General features: G+C 66.6%; 16 protein-coding genes. 14 read left to right on the top strand and 2 right to left on the bottom strand.

Annotated features, from left to right (window positions below; translation table 11 throughout):
* Positions 1–75 precede the first annotated feature (75 nt).
* Entirely contained in the window at positions 76–1,092 is a 1,017-nt protein-coding gene (locus ACT53N_RS18680) for a DNA-directed RNA polymerase subunit alpha (RefSeq protein WP_010919151.1), read from the top strand.
* Between the two features lie 188 nt (positions 1,093–1,280).
* Positions 1,281–1,694 carry a 50S ribosomal protein L17 gene (rplQ, locus tag ACT53N_RS18675; protein ID WP_476065291.1) on the top strand — a complete coding sequence of 138 codons (414 nt, stop codon included), beginning with the start codon at positions 1,281–1,283 and terminating at the stop codon, positions 1,692–1,694.
* A 161-nt stretch (positions 1,695–1,855) separates the two neighbouring features.
* Here rplQ and ACT53N_RS18670 read toward each other — a convergent pair whose 3' ends face one another.
* Positions 1,856–2,263 carry an NUDIX hydrolase gene (locus ACT53N_RS18670; RefSeq protein WP_476065290.1) on the bottom strand — a complete coding sequence of 136 codons (408 nt, stop codon included), beginning with the start codon at positions 2,261–2,263 and terminating at the stop codon, positions 1,856–1,858.
* An 81-nt stretch (positions 2,264–2,344) separates the two neighbouring features.
* Here ACT53N_RS18670 and pyrE point away from each other — a divergent pair, with 81 nt between their 5' ends.
* On the top strand, positions 2,345–2,929 hold the full coding sequence (gene pyrE, locus ACT53N_RS18665) for an orotate phosphoribosyltransferase (protein ID WP_476065289.1): 585 nt from the start codon (positions 2,345–2,347) through the stop codon (positions 2,927–2,929).
* Between the two features lie 171 nt (positions 2,930–3,100).
* Here the strand turns inward: pyrE and ACT53N_RS18660 are convergent, their stop codons facing one another.
* On the bottom strand, positions 3,101–4,720 hold the full coding sequence (locus ACT53N_RS18660) for an amidohydrolase (protein ID WP_476065288.1): 1,620 nt from the start codon (positions 4,718–4,720) through the stop codon (positions 3,101–3,103).
* Positions 4,721–4,896: 176 nt separating this feature from the next.
* On the opposite strand from ACT53N_RS18660, the gene ACT53N_RS18655 reads away from it, so the two are divergent.
* The 11 genes from ACT53N_RS18655 to ACT53N_RS18605 all read left to right on the top strand — a co-directional run bounded on the left by ACT53N_RS18655 (position 4,897) and on the right by ACT53N_RS18605 (position 16,220).
* A complete protein-coding gene (locus tag ACT53N_RS18655; protein WP_476065287.1) occupies positions 4,897–5,661 on the top strand; it encodes a pyridoxine 5'-phosphate synthase in 765 nt (254 codons plus the stop codon).
* Positions 5,658–6,059 carry a holo-ACP synthase gene (gene acpS, locus ACT53N_RS18650; protein WP_476065286.1) on the top strand — a complete coding sequence of 134 codons (402 nt, stop codon included), beginning with the start codon at positions 5,658–5,660 and terminating at the stop codon, positions 6,057–6,059. The genes ACT53N_RS18655 and acpS overlap by 4 nt, the downstream gene beginning before the upstream one ends.
* Positions 6,060–6,070: 11 nt before the next feature.
* Entirely contained in the window at positions 6,071–6,364 is a 294-nt protein-coding gene (locus ACT53N_RS18645) for a hypothetical protein (RefSeq protein WP_476065285.1), read from the top strand.
* A 122-nt stretch (positions 6,365–6,486) separates the two neighbouring features.
* Positions 6,487–7,332 carry a signal peptidase I gene (gene lepB, locus ACT53N_RS18640; RefSeq protein WP_476065284.1) on the top strand — a complete coding sequence of 282 codons (846 nt, stop codon included), beginning with the start codon at positions 6,487–6,489 and terminating at the stop codon, positions 7,330–7,332.
* Between the two features lie 9 nt (positions 7,333–7,341).
* Complete coding sequence (gene rnc, locus ACT53N_RS18635; protein WP_476065283.1) at positions 7,342–8,037, top strand: ribonuclease III; 696 nt, start codon at positions 7,342–7,344, stop codon at positions 8,035–8,037.
* Between the two features lie 287 nt (positions 8,038–8,324).
* A complete protein-coding gene (gene era / locus ACT53N_RS18630; protein WP_476065282.1) occupies positions 8,325–9,275 on the top strand; it encodes a GTPase Era in 951 nt (316 codons plus the stop codon).
* Entirely contained in the window at positions 9,268–10,119 is an 852-nt protein-coding gene (locus ACT53N_RS18625; RefSeq protein WP_476065281.1) for an arylamine N-acetyltransferase family protein, read from the top strand. The genes era and ACT53N_RS18625 overlap by 8 nt, the downstream gene beginning before the upstream one ends.
* A gap of 2 nt (positions 10,120–10,121) precedes the next feature.
* Complete coding sequence (gene recO / locus ACT53N_RS18620; RefSeq protein WP_476065304.1) at positions 10,122–10,853, top strand: DNA repair protein RecO; 732 nt, start codon at positions 10,122–10,124, stop codon at positions 10,851–10,853.
* A 51-nt stretch (positions 10,854–10,904) separates the two neighbouring features.
* Complete coding sequence (locus ACT53N_RS18615) at positions 10,905–12,494, top strand: alkaline phosphatase D family protein (protein WP_476065280.1); 1,590 nt, start codon at positions 10,905–10,907, stop codon at positions 12,492–12,494.
* Between the two features lie 61 nt (positions 12,495–12,555).
* A complete protein-coding gene (parC, locus tag ACT53N_RS18610; RefSeq protein WP_476065279.1) occupies positions 12,556–14,835 on the top strand; it encodes a DNA topoisomerase IV subunit A in 2,280 nt (759 codons plus the stop codon).
* Positions 14,832–16,220: a serine hydrolase domain-containing protein gene (locus ACT53N_RS18605; protein WP_476065278.1), complete on the top strand. Its 1,389-nt coding sequence runs from the start codon at positions 14,832–14,834 to the stop codon at positions 16,218–16,220. Before parC ends, ACT53N_RS18605 begins: the two co-directional genes overlap by 4 nt.
* The last annotated feature ends 11 nt before the right edge of the window (positions 16,221–16,231 follow it).

Genomic DNA, 16,231 nt, shown 5'->3' with positions numbered 1-16,231 from the left:
CTTTTTAGACCACAATCTTCCTTCGCCGGCTGCGTAAACCGCGGCCGGCGAGCCGCGTTCAAGGGACCCGACCACGTGATCGAAAGAAACTGGAACGAGCTGATCCGTCCTGAGAAGCCGCAAATCGAAACCGGCGCCGATGCTACCCGCAAGGCCCGTATCGTCGCCGAACCGCTGGAACGCGGCTTCGGCGTGACGCTCGGCAACGCTCTGCGTCGCGTTCTCCTCTCGTCGCTGCAAGGCGCCGCCGTCACCGCCATCCAAATCGACGGTGTCGTGCACGAATTCTCCTCGCTCGAAGGCGTCCGCGAAGACGTCGTCGACATCGTTCTGAACATCAAGCAACTGGCCGTGCGCATGCACGCCGAAGGCCCGAAGCGCATGACCCTGCGCGCCACGGGCCCCGGCCCGGTGACCGCTGGTCAGATCGAAACCCCGGCCGACATCGAAATCCTGAACCCCGACCACGTGCTCTGCACGCTGGACGACGGCGCTTCGGTGCGCATGGAGTTCACGGTCAACAACGGCAAGGGCTATGTACCGGCCGACCGCAACCGTCCGGAAGACGCGCCGATCGGCCTCATCGCCGTCGACGCGCTCTACTCGCCGGTCAAGCGCGTCGCCTACCGCGTCGAGCCGACCCGTCAAGGCCAGTCGCTGGACTATGACAAGCTGATCCTGGAAGTGGAAACCAACGGCGCCGTCACCCCGGTGGACGCCGTGGCCTACGCCGCCCGGATCCTGCAGGACCAACTGCAGATCTTCATCACCTTCGAGGAACCGAAGGCCAAGTCGGCCGACGAGTCCAAGCCGGAACTGCCGTTCAACCCGGCCCTGCTGAAGAAGGTCGACGAGCTGGAGCTGTCGGTCCGTTCGGCCAACTGCCTGAAGAACGACAACATCGTCTACATCGGCGACCTGATCCAGAAGACCGAAGCCGAGATGCTCCGCACCCCGAACTTCGGCCGCAAGTCGCTGAACGAGATCAAGGAAGTGCTCGCCGGCATGGGTCTGCACCTCGGCATGGACGTGCCGAACTGGCCGCCGGAGAACATCGAAGACCTGGCCAAGAAGTTCGAAGACCAAATCTAAGACTTCCAAGCCTAACGCGCTTAATCCGGGCCGCGTCTTTCGGGATGCGGCCTGGGCCTTGTGAAGCCGCACCTGCGGTGGAGGGCCCCGGCGCTTCGCTCTGACCCGGTCGGGAAAGACCAGGATTGGTGGCAATCAGGCGCTCACTGGTTTTGCGCCGTTCGGGCTGATCGCCCTGGAGATACAAAATGCGTCACGGTAAGGCTCACCGTAAACTCGGCCGCACCTCGGCTCACCGCACCGCCATGTTCGCCAACATGTCGGCCTCGCTGATCAAGCACGAGCAGATCGTCACCACCCTGCCCAAGGCCAAGGAACTGCGCCCGATCGTCGAAAAGCTGGTCACCCTGGCTAAGCGCGGCGACCTGCACGCCCGTCGTCAGGCCATCAGCTCGGTTCGCGACGTCGAACAGGTCGGCAAGCTCTTCGCCGTCCTCGGCCCGCGCTACAAGGACCGTCAGGGCGGCTACATCCGCGTCCTGAAGGCCGGCTTCCGCTACGGCGACAACGCCCCGATGGCCGTCATCGAGTTCGTCGACCGCGACGTCTCGGAAAAGGGCAAGGACTCGGGTCCGGTCTTCACGGCTGACGCCGAAGACTAAGATTTTCAGCGAGAGCTGAGACCAGAGGCTCCGGAGCGATCCGGGGCCTCTTTCGTTTGGGCGGCTTTATGTCTTCGGGCGTGTCCGGTTTCTGGCGGGAGGCTGGAGACGGCTTTCGACCCTTAGCGGAAGTTCATTTCTACCGTTCCCGGCGCAAGGGCCTAGCCCGCCCCCAACGCCGCCACCGCATCCCGCGTCGCCGCCGTCAGCGGCGAGGGCAGGGCGTCGAGCGCGAACCAGCCCCATTCGTGCAGGGCGTGGGCTTCCTGAATGACCGGCTCGCCCTCGAAGCCTTTGGCGGCGTAGGTGATCGCCACCCAGTGATAGTCGTCGGCGACCATGTCGGTGACCGCCAGCACGCGCCCGGCGGTGATCCGGACGCCCAGCTCTTCATGGATTTCACGCTCGGCGCAGGTCCGCGCCGCCTCGCCCCAGTCCAGCTTGCCGCCGGGCACGCCCCAATGGTCGGCTTCGGGGTTCTTGACCCGCTTGACCAGCAGGATCCGGCCTTGAGCATCCAGGATAGCCGCGCCGCAGCCGACGCGAGGGCGTTGGGGATCTTGGGTCATGGCAGGCGGTAGAGCCCGAAACGCGATGTCCAGGCAACCGGGATTTGAAGACTCGGGCGCTTGGGCCTATAGGCAGCGCTCATGACCAACGATGACGTCCTCGACGAATTCCGCGCCGCAGGGGCCCTGCGCGAAGGCCACTTCGTGCTGTCCAGCGGCTTGCATAGCCCGGTATTTCTGCAGAAAAACCTGGTGTTCATGCGCCCCGAGCGTTGCGAGCGCCTCTGCAAGGCCCTGGCGGAGAAGATCATCGCCACGGTCGGCCAGGTCGACGTGGCGGTCTCGCCCGCCGTCGGCGGCATCATTCCGGGCTATGAGACCGCGCGGCACCTGAACGTGCCGTCGATCTATGTCGAGCGCGAGGGGGGCGGCTTCAAGTTCCGGCGCGGCTTCCACCTGGAGCCGGGCCAGAAGGTCGTGATGGTCGAGGACATCGTCACCACCGGCCTGTCGTCGCGCGAGTGCATCCAGGCGATCAAGGACGCCGGCGGCGACGTCGTGGCGGCCGCCTGCATCGTCGACCGCTCGGGCGGCAAGGCCGATGTCGGCGTGCCGCTGATCGCCCTGGCCAGCCTAGAAGTCCCGGCCTATCCGGCCGACGCCCTGCCGCCGGAGCTGGCTGCGATCCCGATCGAGGATCCCGGCAGCCGGCGGCTGAAGGGCTGAGCGAGAGCCTCACACGATAAAGGGTGTCATCCCGGAAGCCTCGCAGAGGCTATCCGGGACCCAGGGGTGACGAAGCGCCGTGCGCGCCGTCCCTGGGTCCCGGCTCTACCCCCGGCTTTCGCCGGGGTTCGGCCGGGATGACACGCGTTTTTGGGATTGAGTCGTCTCCGCCTACTTCGCCCCCGCCGGCGGCGTCAGCGTCTTGACCGGCCAGGCGATCCCCAGCTGCTCCAGATACGTCCCGTACTTGTCGGGGTCGTAGTAGTACTTCGTCATCTCGGGCCGGTACGTCGCCATGATGTTGGCGTTCATCTGGACCTGCGGCTTGTCGGCGGCCGAGAGCATCGGCACGTACTTCTGGTCCTTGGTCTGGACGTTGGTGAAATAGGCCTTGGAGTCCGCCAGCAGCTTGGGCTGGGCCAGCAGGTCCAGCGCGGTCATCGCCACCACCTTGGAGCCGGCCACCACGCCCTTGTGGGCGATCGGCGTCGCCATCGAGATGGCGTTGGCCCAGTGGTGGCCCGGCAGGTCGGGGATGTTCGACGGATAGTTGATCGTGATCGTCGGCATGATCCAAGAGATGTCGCCGATGTCGTCCGACCCGCCGCTCTCGGGTTTTTCCTCCGGCGGCTTCAGGCCCTTCAGCTTGACGTCCAGGCCCTCCTGCTTGGTCGAGCCGACGTTCTTCTGTACGGCCTTGGCGAAGGCCTGCTCGTCGTCGGTCCATTTGGGCAGGCCGACCAGCTCGATGTTCTTCTGCGCGGCTTCGGCCATCGGGCGGTTGAAGTGGCGCGGCGCGGCCGTTCCCACGATGGCGGAGTCGACCTTGGTGTCGGTCATGTCGGCGGCGGCCTTGGCGATCTTATCGGCGATCACCCAGTTCTTCTTGATGGCGTCGAAGGTCTGCTCACGGAAATAGTACCAGACCGTCGCCTCGGACGGCACGACGTTGGGCTGGTCGCCGCCGTCGCTGATCACGTAGTGAGAACGCTGCTCAGGCTTCAGGTGCTCGCGGCGCATGTTCCAGCCGATGTTCATCAGCTCGACGGCGTCCAGCGCGCTGCGCCCCCGCCAGGGCGCGCCGGCCGAGTGAGCGGACTCGCCGTGGAAGCTGTACTTGACCGAAACCAAACCGGTGCCCGACGGCTGCCCCCACGTGGTCTGTAGATTGGCGCCCACATGGGTGAAGATCGTAGCGTCGACGCCTTTGAACACGCCGTCGCGGACCATGTAGGCCTTGCTGGCCACCAGCTCCTCGGCGACGCCCGGCCACAGCACCAGGGTCCCGGGGATGTTCTGCTTGATCATAAGGTCCTTGACCGCCAAGGCGGCGACGACGTTCACGGCCTGACCGGAGTTGTGACCCTCGCCGTGTCCCGGCGCGCCGGGAATGATCGGATCGTGCCACGGCACGCCGGGCTTCTGCGAGGCCTTCGGGATGCAGTCGATGTCGCTGCCCAGCGCGATGGTCGGACCGCCCTGACCGTGCGTCCAGGTCGCCGTCCATGCGGTCGGGATGCCCGACACGCCACGCTGGATGGTGAAGCCGTTCTCCTCCAGCACCTTGGTGATGTAGGCCGAGGTCTCGACCTCCTGGAAGCCGAGCTCCCCGAACGAGAAGATCTTGTCGTTCATCACCTGGGCCAGCTTGGCGCGGCCTTCGACGCCGGCGACGGCCTCTGCCTTCAGGCTCTTGAGCTTGCCGGCCGAAATCTCGGCGGCGAGCGCGCCTTGCGCTATCGCGAGCGTTAGCAGGCTCGCGCTGATCGCGAGACCGGTCTTCCTGAACATGGCTCGGTGTTCCCCTGATTGCCCCGGGGCCACGATCCGGCGCCGCCGGGCCTTTGTCCATCGGGGCGAGGGCCGTCCGGGCGCGAAACCTCATCTGCCCAAGTGAGGCGCACGGCTCTAGGCTTTGCGCGCCTGCGGGAGTAACCCTGCCGAGGAAGGCAGGAGGACCTGAGCGCATGAGCTTGCGGCTGGGCGTCAACATCGATCACGTGGCCACGATCCGGAACGCGCGCGGCGCTTCGTATCCAGAGCCTGTGCGCGCGGCCGAGCTGGCGCTGGTCGCCGGCGCCGACGGCATCACCGCCCACCTGCGCGAGGACCGCCGTCACATCAGCGACGCCGACATCGCCATTCTGACGGACCTCTGCCACAAGCGCGGCAAGCCCCTGAACTTCGAGATGGCCGTCACCGAGGAGATGGTCGGTATCGCCCTGAACGCCCGGCCGCACGCGGCCTGCCTCGTCCCCGAGCGGCGCGAGGAGGTCACCACCGAGGGCGGCCTCGATGTCATCAAGGGGCAGAAGCGGATCGCCGACGCCACGGCGCGGCTGCGCACCGTCGGCGCGCGAGTCTCGCTGTTCATCGAGCCCGATCCCGACCAGATCCGCGCCTCGGCAGCGGCGGGGGCTCAGGTCGTCGAGCTGCACACCGGCGCCTATTGCGACGCGGCGCGGGCGGGCGAGGATGCGCGGGCCGCAGCGATCCTGCAGCGCCTGAAGGCCGGCGCCGCCCTGGCCCATGACCTCGGCCTCGAGGTCCACGCCGGACACGGGATCGACTACGCCACCGTCAAGCCGATCGCCGCCATCCCGCAGATCGCCGAACTGAATATCGGCCACTTCCTGATCGGCGAGGCGATCTTCGTCGGCCTGCCCGAAGCGATCCACCGCATGCGGTCGCTGATGGACGCCGCGCGCGTCGAGCTTGAGGTCCTGGCGTGATCATCGGCATCGGCTCGGATCTCTGCGACATCCGGCGAATCGAGAAATCGCTGGAGCGGTTCGGGGAGCGGTTCACGAACAAGGTTTTCACCGAGATCGAGCGGACGCGGTCGGAGCGCAAACCCGATCGCGCCTCCAGCTACGCCAAGCGCTTTGCGGCCAAGGAAGCCTGCTCCAAGGCCCTGGGCACGGGCCTGAAGCGCGGCGTGCATCTGGCGGGCATGGGCGTGGTCAACCTGCCTTCGGGCAAGCCGACCATGGCCCTGACCGGCGGCGCGCTGGAGCGGTTGAACGCCATGGTGCCCGAGGGCATGGAACCGGTGATCCACCTTTCCCTGACCGACGACCACCCCTACGCCCAGGCCTTCGTGATCATCGAGGCCCTGCCCAAGCGCTGAAGGAGCCTGCCATGGCCGACTACATCCTGCTGATGCACGGCGACGGTGGCGAGGAGCGTACAGCTGACTGGGAAGCCTATTTCGATGGGCTAGGCAATGCCGGCCGCTTGCGCGGCGGCAGCGCCATCGGTGAAGGCGTTTGCTGTCGGAAGGCTGGCGCGCCGGGGCCGGTGTCGGCGCACTTGACGGGCTTCATCCGGATCGCTGCAGAAAGCCTCGCCGACGCCGAGACGTGCCTGGACGGCAACCCGGTCTATGAGGCCGGTGGAACGGTCGAGATTCGCCTGCTGCCCGAGGACGTTTGACGCGGCGGCCCAAACCTCGCCATGAAGCTTGGCTACGCGCCGGACTTGCCCGTCCGGCCAAGCCCGTCTAGCAAAGCCGAGCCGGTTTGCCGGTAACCCCGTTCGAAGAGCCCCGCGACCGCATGACCGACGCCGCCGACGACTTCACGCCGCCCGAAGAGAAGGGCGCGATCGCCGAGTTGATCGAGATCGTCAAGACTGTCGCCTATGCGCTGGGCATCGCCCTAGTGCTGCGGGTGCTGCTGTTCCAGCCGTTCACGATCCCGTCGGCCTCGATGGAGCCCAATCTCTATCAGGGCGACTACATCATCGTGTCGAAGTTCAGCTACGGCTGGAGCAAGCACTCGATCCCGTTCAGCCCGCCGATCATCAAGGGTCGCATCTTCGATCGTGCGCCCAAGCGGGGCGACATCGTGGTGTTCAAGCTGCCGCGTGACAATCGCACCGACTACATCAAGCGCCTGATCGGCATGCCCGGCGACAAGGTCCAGATCCGCGGCGGCGAGGTCTACATCAACGGCAAGGCCTTGCCGCGCAAGGCCCAGGCCCCGGCCCTGGTCGACACCGGCTATGGCTTCACCCAGCAGGTGCAGCGCTTCCAGGAAACCAATCCGGAGGGCCGCCCCTACAACATCCAGGATTTCGGCCCCGACAGCCGTGGCGACAACACGGGCGTCTATACTGTCCCGGCCGGCTGCTACTTCTTCATGGGCGACAACCGCGACAATTCGGCCGACAGCCGCTTTGACCCGGGCGTCTCGCCCTACAAGGAAAGCGCCTGCAAGTGGGACTATGAGCTGGATCAGTATATCGGCGACGAGATCGGCGTCGGCTTCGTGCCGGCCGAGAACCTCGTGGGCCGCGCCCAGATCATCCTGCTGTCGTGGAACGCCGAGGCCAGCCTGTTCAAGCCCTGGACCTGGTTCCTGAACGCGCGTCCCAGCCGCTTCTTCCACGTGCTGAAGTGATCTTGCACCATGGATAGACGGGTCGCCGCCGTCGGCGACCTCGAGCGCCGGATCAGCCATCGTTTCAAGGACCGCGAACTGCTTGAACGCGCCCTGACGCACGCCAGCGTTGGCGACGGGGCTAAGAAGGTCCGCGACAACGAGGTGCTGGAGTTCATCGGCGACCGCGTGCTGGGGTTGCTGGCCGCCGAGGCCCTCGCGGAGCGCTTCCCGAAAGCAAAGGAAGGCGAGCTCGCGCCGCGCCTCAACGCCCTGGTCAGCCGCGAAACCTGCGCCCGCGTCGCCCGCAAGGCTGAGCTGGGTCCGGCCCTGCGCCTGTCGGCCTCGTCCAGCAAGATCGGCGGCCGCGAGACCGACTCGATCCTGGCCGGCGCCACCGAGGCTCTGATGGCCGCCCTCTATCAGGACGGCGGACTTGAGGCGGCGCGCAAGGTGTTCCTCGATCTGTGGAGCGATGAGTTCGACAGGGCGGGCGAGGGGCGTCCGCGCGATGCCAAGACCGCGCTGCAGGAATGGGCCCAGGGCAAGGGGCGTCCGCTGCCGACCTACCGCGTGCTGGACCGCACGGGTCCCGACCATGCGCCGGTCTTCACCGTGGAAGCCACTGTCGTCGGCGTCGACCCGGCCATCGCCAAGGGCAAGTCGCGGCAGGAGGCCGAAAAGGCCGCCGCGAAAGCGCTGCTGGAGCGTGAAGGGGCGGGCTAGGTTCGCGCTGGGGTGAGGCGCGTGGGGTCCGATTGAAATGGTGGCGCTGCAGGCGACTTGCGACCCATACTAGCCCCCTCCGCGCCTTCGGCGCTCCTCCCCCAATGGGGGGAAGAAGGAAGCGCACCTTCTGCCCCCTCTGGGGGCGGACGACCGCGAAGCGGTCAGGTGGGGGCCTGCGGCCTGTCAGACTTCCACCCTCAACACCCCCTTCGAACGTCCGCCTCTCAAGTCGATTGAAGCCCCTCGCTACCGTCGAACCCCCATCGGTGCTACACGCACGCGCAATGACTGAAACCACCTCCCAAACGAAGGCCGGCTTCGCCGCCATCATCGGCGCGCCGAACGCCGGCAAGTCCACCCTGGTCAACCGCATGGTCGGGGCCAAGATCTCGATCGTGACCCAGAAGGTCCAGACCACCCGCTTCCCCGTGCGCGGCGTCGCCATCGAGGGCGACACCCAGATCGTCCTCGTCGACACCCCCGGGATCTTCAGCCCGCGCCGCCGCCTGGACCGCGCCATGGTCCGCGCCGCGTGGGCCGGCTCCGAAGAGGCCGAGGCCACGGTTCACCTCGTCGACGTGCAGGCCGAGCTGGCCAGCCGCGCCGACAAGGCCACGCCCGGCGAGTACCGCTCGGCCCAGGACGTCCAGACCATCATCGAGGGCCTGAAGGCCGCCGACCGCAAGGTCATCCTGGCGCTGAACAAGATCGATGGGATCAAGCGCGATACCCTGCTGGCCGTGGCCAAGGACTTCTTCGACACCGGCGTCTACAGCGACGTCTTCATGATCAGCGCCTCGACCGGCGCGGGCGTCGAGGACCTGACCGCCAAGCTCGTTTCGCTGATGCCCGAAGGCCCCTGGCTCTATCCGGAAGACCAGACCGCCGACCTGCCGGCCCGCTTGCTGGCCGCCGAGATCACCCGCGAGAAGGTCTATCTGCGCGTCCACGAAGAGCTGCCCTACGCGGCGACTGTCGAGACGACCGCCTTCGAGGAACGCAAGGACGGCTCGGTGCGGATCGAGCAGACCATCCTGGTCGAACGCGAAGGCCAGCGGGTCATCGTCATCGGCAAGGGCGGCCAGACCTTGAAGTGGATCGGCCAGGCCTCGCGCGAGGAGCTGTGCGACATCCTCGACCGCAAGGTTCACCTATTCCTGCACGTGAAGGTCAAGGAAAACTGGGCCGAGGAGCGGGGGCTGTTCAGCGACATCGGCCTGGACTTCGATGTTTGACGCGCCGGCGCCGGCCGTAGATCTGGACGCCTATTTCCGGCGGATCGGCTATGACGGCCCGCGCGAGGCGACTCTGGATACGCTGCGCGCCATCACCTTCCGCCACCCGGACGCCATCCCGTTCGAGAACCTCGACGTGCTGCTGGGGCGCGGTATCAGTATTGTCCCGGCCGAGGTCGACGCCAAGCTGATCGAAGCGGGGCGAGGCGGGTATTGCTACGAGCAGAACGGGCTTATGAAGCGTGTGCTGCAGGCGCTGGGCTTTCAGGTTGAAGGCCTTATGGCGCGCGTCCTGTGGATGGCGCCGGAAGGCGCGCCGCCGCGCCCGCGCTCGCACCAGGTGCTGGGCGTAACGATTGATGGTGAGACCTGGCTGGCCGACGCCGGTTTCGGCGGCTGCGTGCTGACCGCGCCGCTGCGCCTGTTCTCGGATGAGGTCCAGGACAGCCCGCACGGCAAGTTCCGTATTGTCGATACGCAGACCAACGGCGTTGCTGAGCGCCAGGTCCAGGCTGATCTGTCGGGCCGCTGGGCGCCGCTCTATCAGGTGTCGCAGGGCGCCTGGGCCGAGGTCGACTACGAGCAGGCCAATTTCTACACCTACACCCACCCCAGCTCGCACTTCACCTGGAGCATGACGGTGGGGCGCACGACGCAGACCGCGCGTTATGCGCTGAAGAACAACCGCTTCACGCACCGCGACGTCACCGGCGCGGTCGTCGAGCAGCGCGACCTCTCGGTCGATGAGCTGGAAGCGACTTTGCGCGATGTGATCGGTCTGCCGGTGGAGGCCGCCTGGCGGCCCGTCCTGGAAAAGGTCGTGGCCTGGGGAACGCCCGCTTGAGCCTGGAGTGGGAGGACGAAGCCTATGTCCTCTCGGCCCGCTCGCACGGCGAGACGGGAGCCATTGTCGAACTTTTGACCGAGGCGCGGGGCAAGGTCGCCGCCCACGTTGCCGGGGCGGCGTCGCGGCGGATGAAGCCCTTCCTGCAGCCCGGCGCACGGGTCATCGCCCGCTATCGCGCCCGGGTCGAGGGGCAACTGGGCTCGGCGAGCCTGGAGCCGATGGGCGAGGGGCCTTCGAGCCTGTTTGACGATCGGCTGGCGCTGGCGGGTCTGTCGGCGGCGGCGGCCGTCGCAGCTTCAGCCCTGCCCGAGAGGGAGGCCCATCCTGGGGCCTTTCACGCCCTGGAAGCGCTGATCCGCGTGCTGGAAATCCCCGAGATCTGGCCGGCGGTCTATGTCCGTTACGAGGCGGGGCTGCTGCAGGAGCTTGGCTTTGGCCTGGACCTGTCGAAATGCGCGGCGACGGGAACGTTCGACGATCTCGTCTATGTCAGTCCGCGCACCGGCCGCGCCGTCAGCCGCGAGGCGGGCAAGCCGTATCATGACAAGCTGTTGCCGCTGCCGCCGTTCCTGCTGTCCTCGCAGGGCGGTCTGGCGGAAGGCGACGTCAAGGCTGGCCTCGACATCACCGGTCATTTTCTGGAGCAGTTCGTGTTCGGGCCGTTGAACAGACCGCTGCCACCGGCGCGGCTTTGGCTTCTGGATCGCCTGACTGACGCGGGACGACTTTGAGAAGCGTCACAAATGCGGTTTATCGCGGAACAAAAGTTTCGGAGCCGCACGATGTCTGTCCTTGATCGCTACGCCCTCAGCCGTCGCCGTCTGCTGTCCGTCTTCGGCGGCGCGGCGGTCACCGCGCTCGCCATCCCGGTGGAGAGCGGCAAGGCCCTGGCCCAGGCCGTCTTCTCGACCTACCCGTTCCAGCTGGGCGTCGCGTCGGGCGATCCGTCGGCGGACGGTTTCGTGATCTGGACGCGCCTGGCGCCGGAGCCGCTGGAGATCGGCTACGGCATGCCGTCCGCGCCGGTCGCCGTCGAATGGGAAGTCGGTGACGCGCCCAACATGCGCAACATCGTCGCCAAGGGGCGCGCGATCGCGCCGCCGGAGCTTGGGCACGCGGTCCATGTCGAGGTCAGCGGCCTGCAGCCGGGTCGCGACTACTGGTACCGCTTCATCGCCGGCCGTGAGCGGAGCCTGACCGGTCGAGCGCGCACCACGCCGGCCCTGGGCGCGACGGTGGACCGGGTCCGTTTCGCGGTCGCCGGCTGTCAGCACTATGAGCAGGGCTTTTACACCGCTCACCGTCGCTTGGCCGCCGAGGCGCCGGACTTCGTGTTCTGCTACGGCGACTACATCTACGAGTATCGCGGCAACCGGGTCTGGAACAGCGCCGACGGCCCGACGGAAAACGTACGCCAGCATTTCGGCGGCGAGATCTACAGTCTCGACGACTACCGTCGCCGCTACGCCCAGTACAAGATGGACACCGACCTGCAGGCGGCTCACGCGGCCGCCCCGTGGTTTACGGTGTGGGATGACCACGAGGTCGACAACAACTGGGTCGCCGATCATGACCAGGACGGCGTTGATCCCAGGCTCTTCCTCCTGCGTCGACAAGCCGCCGCCCAGGCGTTTTACGAGAATATGCCCATGCGCGCGGCGAGCTTCCCCTCGGGGCCGTCGCTGCGGATCCATCGCCGCGCGGCGTTCGGCGGTCTGATGGACCTGAACCTGCTCGACACCCGTCAGTTCCGCAGTCCGCAGCCTTGTGACGATCGTTATGGGACGACCTGTGCAGGCGTCGACGATCCCGCGGCGCAAGTGTTGGGCTCCGAACAGGAGGCGTGGCTCTACGACAGTCTAGGCGGCTCCAAGGCCACCTGGAATGTGCTGGCCCAGCAAGTCATGCTGATGGACCTTGATCGGCAGTCTGGCCCGGAGGTCGGCTACAATCTCGACAGTTGGGGCGGCTATCGGTCGCCGCGCGCCCGTCTTCTGAACGAGATCCGCGACCGCAAGGTGCGTAACGTGGTGGTGCTGACGGGCGACGAACACCAGAACTATGCCGGCGACGTGTACCTCGACGGCGCCAAGCCGGAGGGTGGGCCGCTCGCCTCCGAGTTCGTGGTCACCTCGATCAGTTCGGGCGGTGATGGCACCGACCAGCGCAACGACATGGCCGCGATCCAGAAGGCCAGTCCCATGCTGAAGTTCAACAACGCCCAGCGCGGTTATGCGATCTGCGATGTGACGCCGAAGGCCTTCGTCACCGAGTTCAAGGTGCTGGACGCGGTCACGCGCCGGGACGGAAAGCTGTCGACCCGCGCGAAATGGGCGGCGGAAGCTGGAAAGACGGGGATTGTCAGGGCCTGACCGCTCGAATCATCGAGGGGATTTCTGCTAGGCTCTTTCCCCGGAGTAACGAATCCCCTCGATGAACAAGCCTGTCCTTCCTCCCCCCGGCGGCCCTGACGACGGCGACCGCATTCTCGACGAGCCGCTGACCGAGGCGCTGTCGCGGCGCTATCTGGCCTATGCGCTGTCGACGATCGGCTCGCGGGCGCTGCCCGACGTGCGCGATGGCCTCAAGCCCGTGCACCGCCGCGTGCTCTACGCGATGAGCAACATGCGCCTGAACCCCGACGCCGCAGCGCGTAAGTGCGCCAAGGTGGTCGGCGAGGTGATGGGTAACTTCCACCCGCACGGCGACGCCTCGATCTATGACGCGCTGGTGCGTCTGGCCCAGGAGTTCAGCCAGCGTATCCCGCTGGTCGAAGGGCAGGGGAATTTCGGCAATATCGACGGCGATAGCGCTGCGGCCATGCGCTACACCGAATGCAAGATGACGGAAGCGGCGACGCTTCTGCTGGACGGCATCGACGAGGACGCCGTCGACTTCCGCCCCACCTATGACGGCCAGGACGAAGAGCCCGTCGTGCTGCCGTCGGGTTTCCCAAACCTGTTGGCCAACGGCTCGTCGGGCATCGCGGTCGGCATGGCCACCTCGATCCCGCCGCACAACGCCGCCGAGCTGATCGACGCCTGCCAGCTGTTGCTGGCCAATCCCGACGCGACGACCGCAGACCTTCTGGAAAAGGTTCCCGGTCCGGACTTCCCGACCGGCGGTGTCATCGTCGAGTCGCGCGCCTCGCTGCTGGAAACCTACGAGACCGGTCGTGGCGGCGTACGCATGCGCGCCAAGTGGGAGAAGGAAGACACCGGGCGCGGCACCTACCAGATCGTCGTCACCGAGATCCCGTATCAGGTGAAGAAGTCGGATCTGGTCGAGCAACTTGCCGACCTGATCGACAGCAAGAAGGCCGCGCTCCTGGGCGACGTGCGGGACGAAAGCGCCGAGGACATCCGTCTGGTCCTGGAGCCCAAGTCCAAGAACGTCGAGCCCGAAGTGCTGATGGAGAGCCTGTTCAAGCTCTCCGCCCTGGAGAGCCGCTTCCCGGTCAATATCAACGTGCTGGACGCGCGCGGCACGCCGGGCGTGATGGGCCTGAAGCAGGCCCTGATGGCCTTCCTGGCCCACCGCCGCGAGGTGCTGACCCGCCGGGCCCGTCATCGCCTGGCCAAGATCGAAGCCCGTCTGCACATCCTGGACGGCTTGCTGATCGCCTATCTGAACCTCGACGAGGTCATTCGGATCGTCCGCTATGAGGACAAGCCGAAGGAAAAGCTGATCGAGACCTTTGCGCTGTCGGACATTCAGGCCGACGCCATCCTCAACACCCGCCTGCGCCAACTGGCCAAGCTTGAGGAGATGGAGATCCGTCGCGAGCACGCCGAACTGGTCGAGGAACGCGACGGCATTCTCGCCATGCTGGCCAGCGAGGCCAAGCAGTGGAAGCTGGTGGGCGTGGGTCTGTCCGAAGTCCGCGCGACGCTGCTCAAGATCAAGCACCCGCTGGACAAGGCCCGCCCCACGGGTGTCACCGGTCGCTCGGTGTTCGGTGAGGCCCCGCAAGTCGACGCCGACGCTGCGATCGAGGCCATGATCGTCCGCGAGCCGATCACCATCATCCTGTCCGAGCGCGGCTGGATCCGCGCCGCCAAGGGTAAGATCGACGACCCGTCCGAGCTGAAGTTCAAGGAAGGCGACAAGCTGGGCTTCCTGGTCCCGGCCGAGACCACCGACAAGCTGCTGATCTTCTCCAGCGACGGCCGCTTCTTCACGCTGGGCTGCGACAAGCTGCCTAGCGCGCGCGGTCATGGCGAGCCGGTGCGGATGATGATCGAGCTGGACGACAAGGTGAAGATCATCGACGTCTTCCCGTTCAAGGCCGGTCGCAAACGCATTCTGGCCTCGAAGGGCGGCTATGGCTTCCTGATGCCCGAGGAAGAAGCCCTGGCCAACCGCAAGGCCGGCAAGCAGGTCCTGAACGTCGGCGCCGAAGGCGCGGCCTTCTGCCTGGAAGCCGTCGGCGACCAGCTGGCGGTGATCGGCGACAACGGCAAGATCCTGATCTTCCCGCTGGAAGAGCTGCCGGAAATGCCACGCGGCAAGGGCGTCAAGCTGCAGGCCTATCGCGAAGGCGGTCTGCGCGACGGCCTGTCGTTCAACGCCGAGACCGGAGCCTATTGGATCGACACCGCCGGACGACGCCGGGATTGGGCCGAGTGGAAGGAATGGGTCGGCCGTCGCGCCGGGGCCGGCAAGCTGGTTCCCAAGGGCTTCGCCACCAACAAGCGGTTCCGGCCCAAATGAGGATCGGACGGCTGCGTCGCCGCGCGTTGAGCCTGATGGCCGGCGTCTTCGGCTGCGCGGCTGTCGCCGCGACGCCGGCGCTGGCCTTACCGAAGGCCAAGCCGGAGGAGGGCGGCTTCAGCGCCGAACGGCTGAAGCGTCTCGACGACCACATGCAGAGCATGGTCGATCGGGGGCAGATCGCCGGCGGCGTGACGGTTCTGGCGCGCCACGGACGGGTCGTTCAGGCGCGGGCCTTCGGACGCCGGGTGCTGGGTGGCGATCCGATGCCGATGGACGCGATCTTCCGCATCCGCTCAGAGACCAAGCCGGTCACGGGCGTGGCCATGATGATCCTCTATGAGCAGGGTCTTTGGCGGCTGGACGATCCGGTCAGTCTGCACGTGCCGGAGTTCGCCAACCTGCGTGTTGCCAAGGGCGTCGATGAGGCCGGTCAGCCGATCCTGACGCCGGTGTCTAGGCCGCCGACCATGCGCGAACTGCTGACGCACACAGCGGGCTTCGCCTATGGCCTCGCCAACGACCCTAGCAGCCCGGCCGACCAGGCCTATTATCAGGCCGAAGTCCTGCAGTCGGCGTCGCTGACCGATCTTGTGCAAAAGGTCTCGGGCCTGCCGATGTTCGCCGAGCCCGGGCAGCTGTGGCGCTACAGCGTGGCGGCCGACATCCAGGGCTACATCGTCGAGAGGCTGTCGGGTCAGAGCCTGCCGGTGTTCATGCAGGAGCGCATCTTCGCGCCGCTGGGCATGAAGGACACTGCCTTCTACGTCCCCGAGGAGAAGCAGGCCCGTCTTGCGGCGCTGTACGATGCTGATCCGGCCACCGGACAACTGGTCCCCGCCATCGAAGGCGCATGGCGCGACGTCAGTAAGCCGCCGGCGGCGCCGTTAGGCGGGGGCGGACTGGTCTCGACCGCCGGAGATTTCGCCCGCTTCGCCCAGATGATCCTGAACAAGGGCGAGCTGGACGGTGTGCGGATTCTGAAGCCGGAAACCGTGGCGTTGATGACCCAGAACCACCTGCCCGAAGGGTTTGTGGTCACCACCAATGGCACCACAGGCGTGCTGGCGCCGGCGGCGCGGCCTTTTCCGTTCGCGGCCGGTATGGGCTACGGCATCGATATGGCGGTCGCTATCGACCCCGCAGCGTCCGGTGCGCCAGTTGGCCCCGGCACTGTCAGTTGGGGCGGCAGCGCAGGCACCTGGTTTTGGATCGACCCGGCCAACAACCTGTTCTTCGTCGGTATGATCCAGCGGCTCGGCGGTGTTGGCCCGGGTCTGGACGCCCAATCGCGGACCCTGGTCTACCAGGCGTTGGAGCGGCCGCCTCCTCCGCCTGTCCAGGTCTCGGCCAAGGCCCCCGCCAAGCCGACGGCGTCCCGCTGAGAAAAGAAAGC

This window comes from Caulobacter sp. DMC95 (assembly GCF_056313785.1).
Note: the sequence above shows the minus strand (reverse complement) of the source record. Positions and strands in the feature narration are given on the sequence as shown.

Excerpts from the sequence above, each read along its gene's own strand:
- rplQ (WP_476065291.1), top strand. The coding sequence starts at position 1,281 with ATGCGTCACGGTAAGGCTCACCGTAAACTCGGCCGCACCTCGGCTCAC.
- ACT53N_RS18670 (WP_476065290.1), bottom strand. The coding sequence starts at position 2,263 with ATGACCCAAGATCCCCAACGCCCTCGCGTCGGCTGCGGCGCGGCTATC.
- pyrE (WP_476065289.1), top strand. The coding sequence starts at position 2,345 with ATGACCAACGATGACGTCCTCGACGAATTCCGCGCCGCAGGGGCCCTG.
- ACT53N_RS18660 (WP_476065288.1), bottom strand. The coding sequence starts at position 4,720 with ATGTTCAGGAAGACCGGTCTCGCGATCAGCGCGAGCCTGCTAACGCTC.
- ACT53N_RS18655 (WP_476065287.1), top strand. The coding sequence starts at position 4,897 with ATGAGCTTGCGGCTGGGCGTCAACATCGATCACGTGGCCACGATCCGG.
- ACT53N_RS18645 (WP_476065285.1), top strand. The coding sequence starts at position 6,071 with ATGGCCGACTACATCCTGCTGATGCACGGCGACGGTGGCGAGGAGCGT.
- lepB (WP_476065284.1), top strand. The coding sequence starts at position 6,487 with ATGACCGACGCCGCCGACGACTTCACGCCGCCCGAAGAGAAGGGCGCG.
- rnc (WP_476065283.1), top strand. The coding sequence starts at position 7,342 with ATGGATAGACGGGTCGCCGCCGTCGGCGACCTCGAGCGCCGGATCAGC.
- era (WP_476065282.1), top strand. The coding sequence starts at position 8,325 with ATGACTGAAACCACCTCCCAAACGAAGGCCGGCTTCGCCGCCATCATC.
- ACT53N_RS18625 (WP_476065281.1), top strand. The coding sequence starts at position 9,268 with ATGTTTGACGCGCCGGCGCCGGCCGTAGATCTGGACGCCTATTTCCGG.
- ACT53N_RS18615 (WP_476065280.1), top strand. The coding sequence starts at position 10,905 with ATGTCTGTCCTTGATCGCTACGCCCTCAGCCGTCGCCGTCTGCTGTCC.
- parC (WP_476065279.1), top strand. The coding sequence starts at position 12,556 with ATGAACAAGCCTGTCCTTCCTCCCCCCGGCGGCCCTGACGACGGCGAC.
- ACT53N_RS18605 (WP_476065278.1), top strand. The coding sequence starts at position 14,832 with ATGAGGATCGGACGGCTGCGTCGCCGCGCGTTGAGCCTGATGGCCGGC.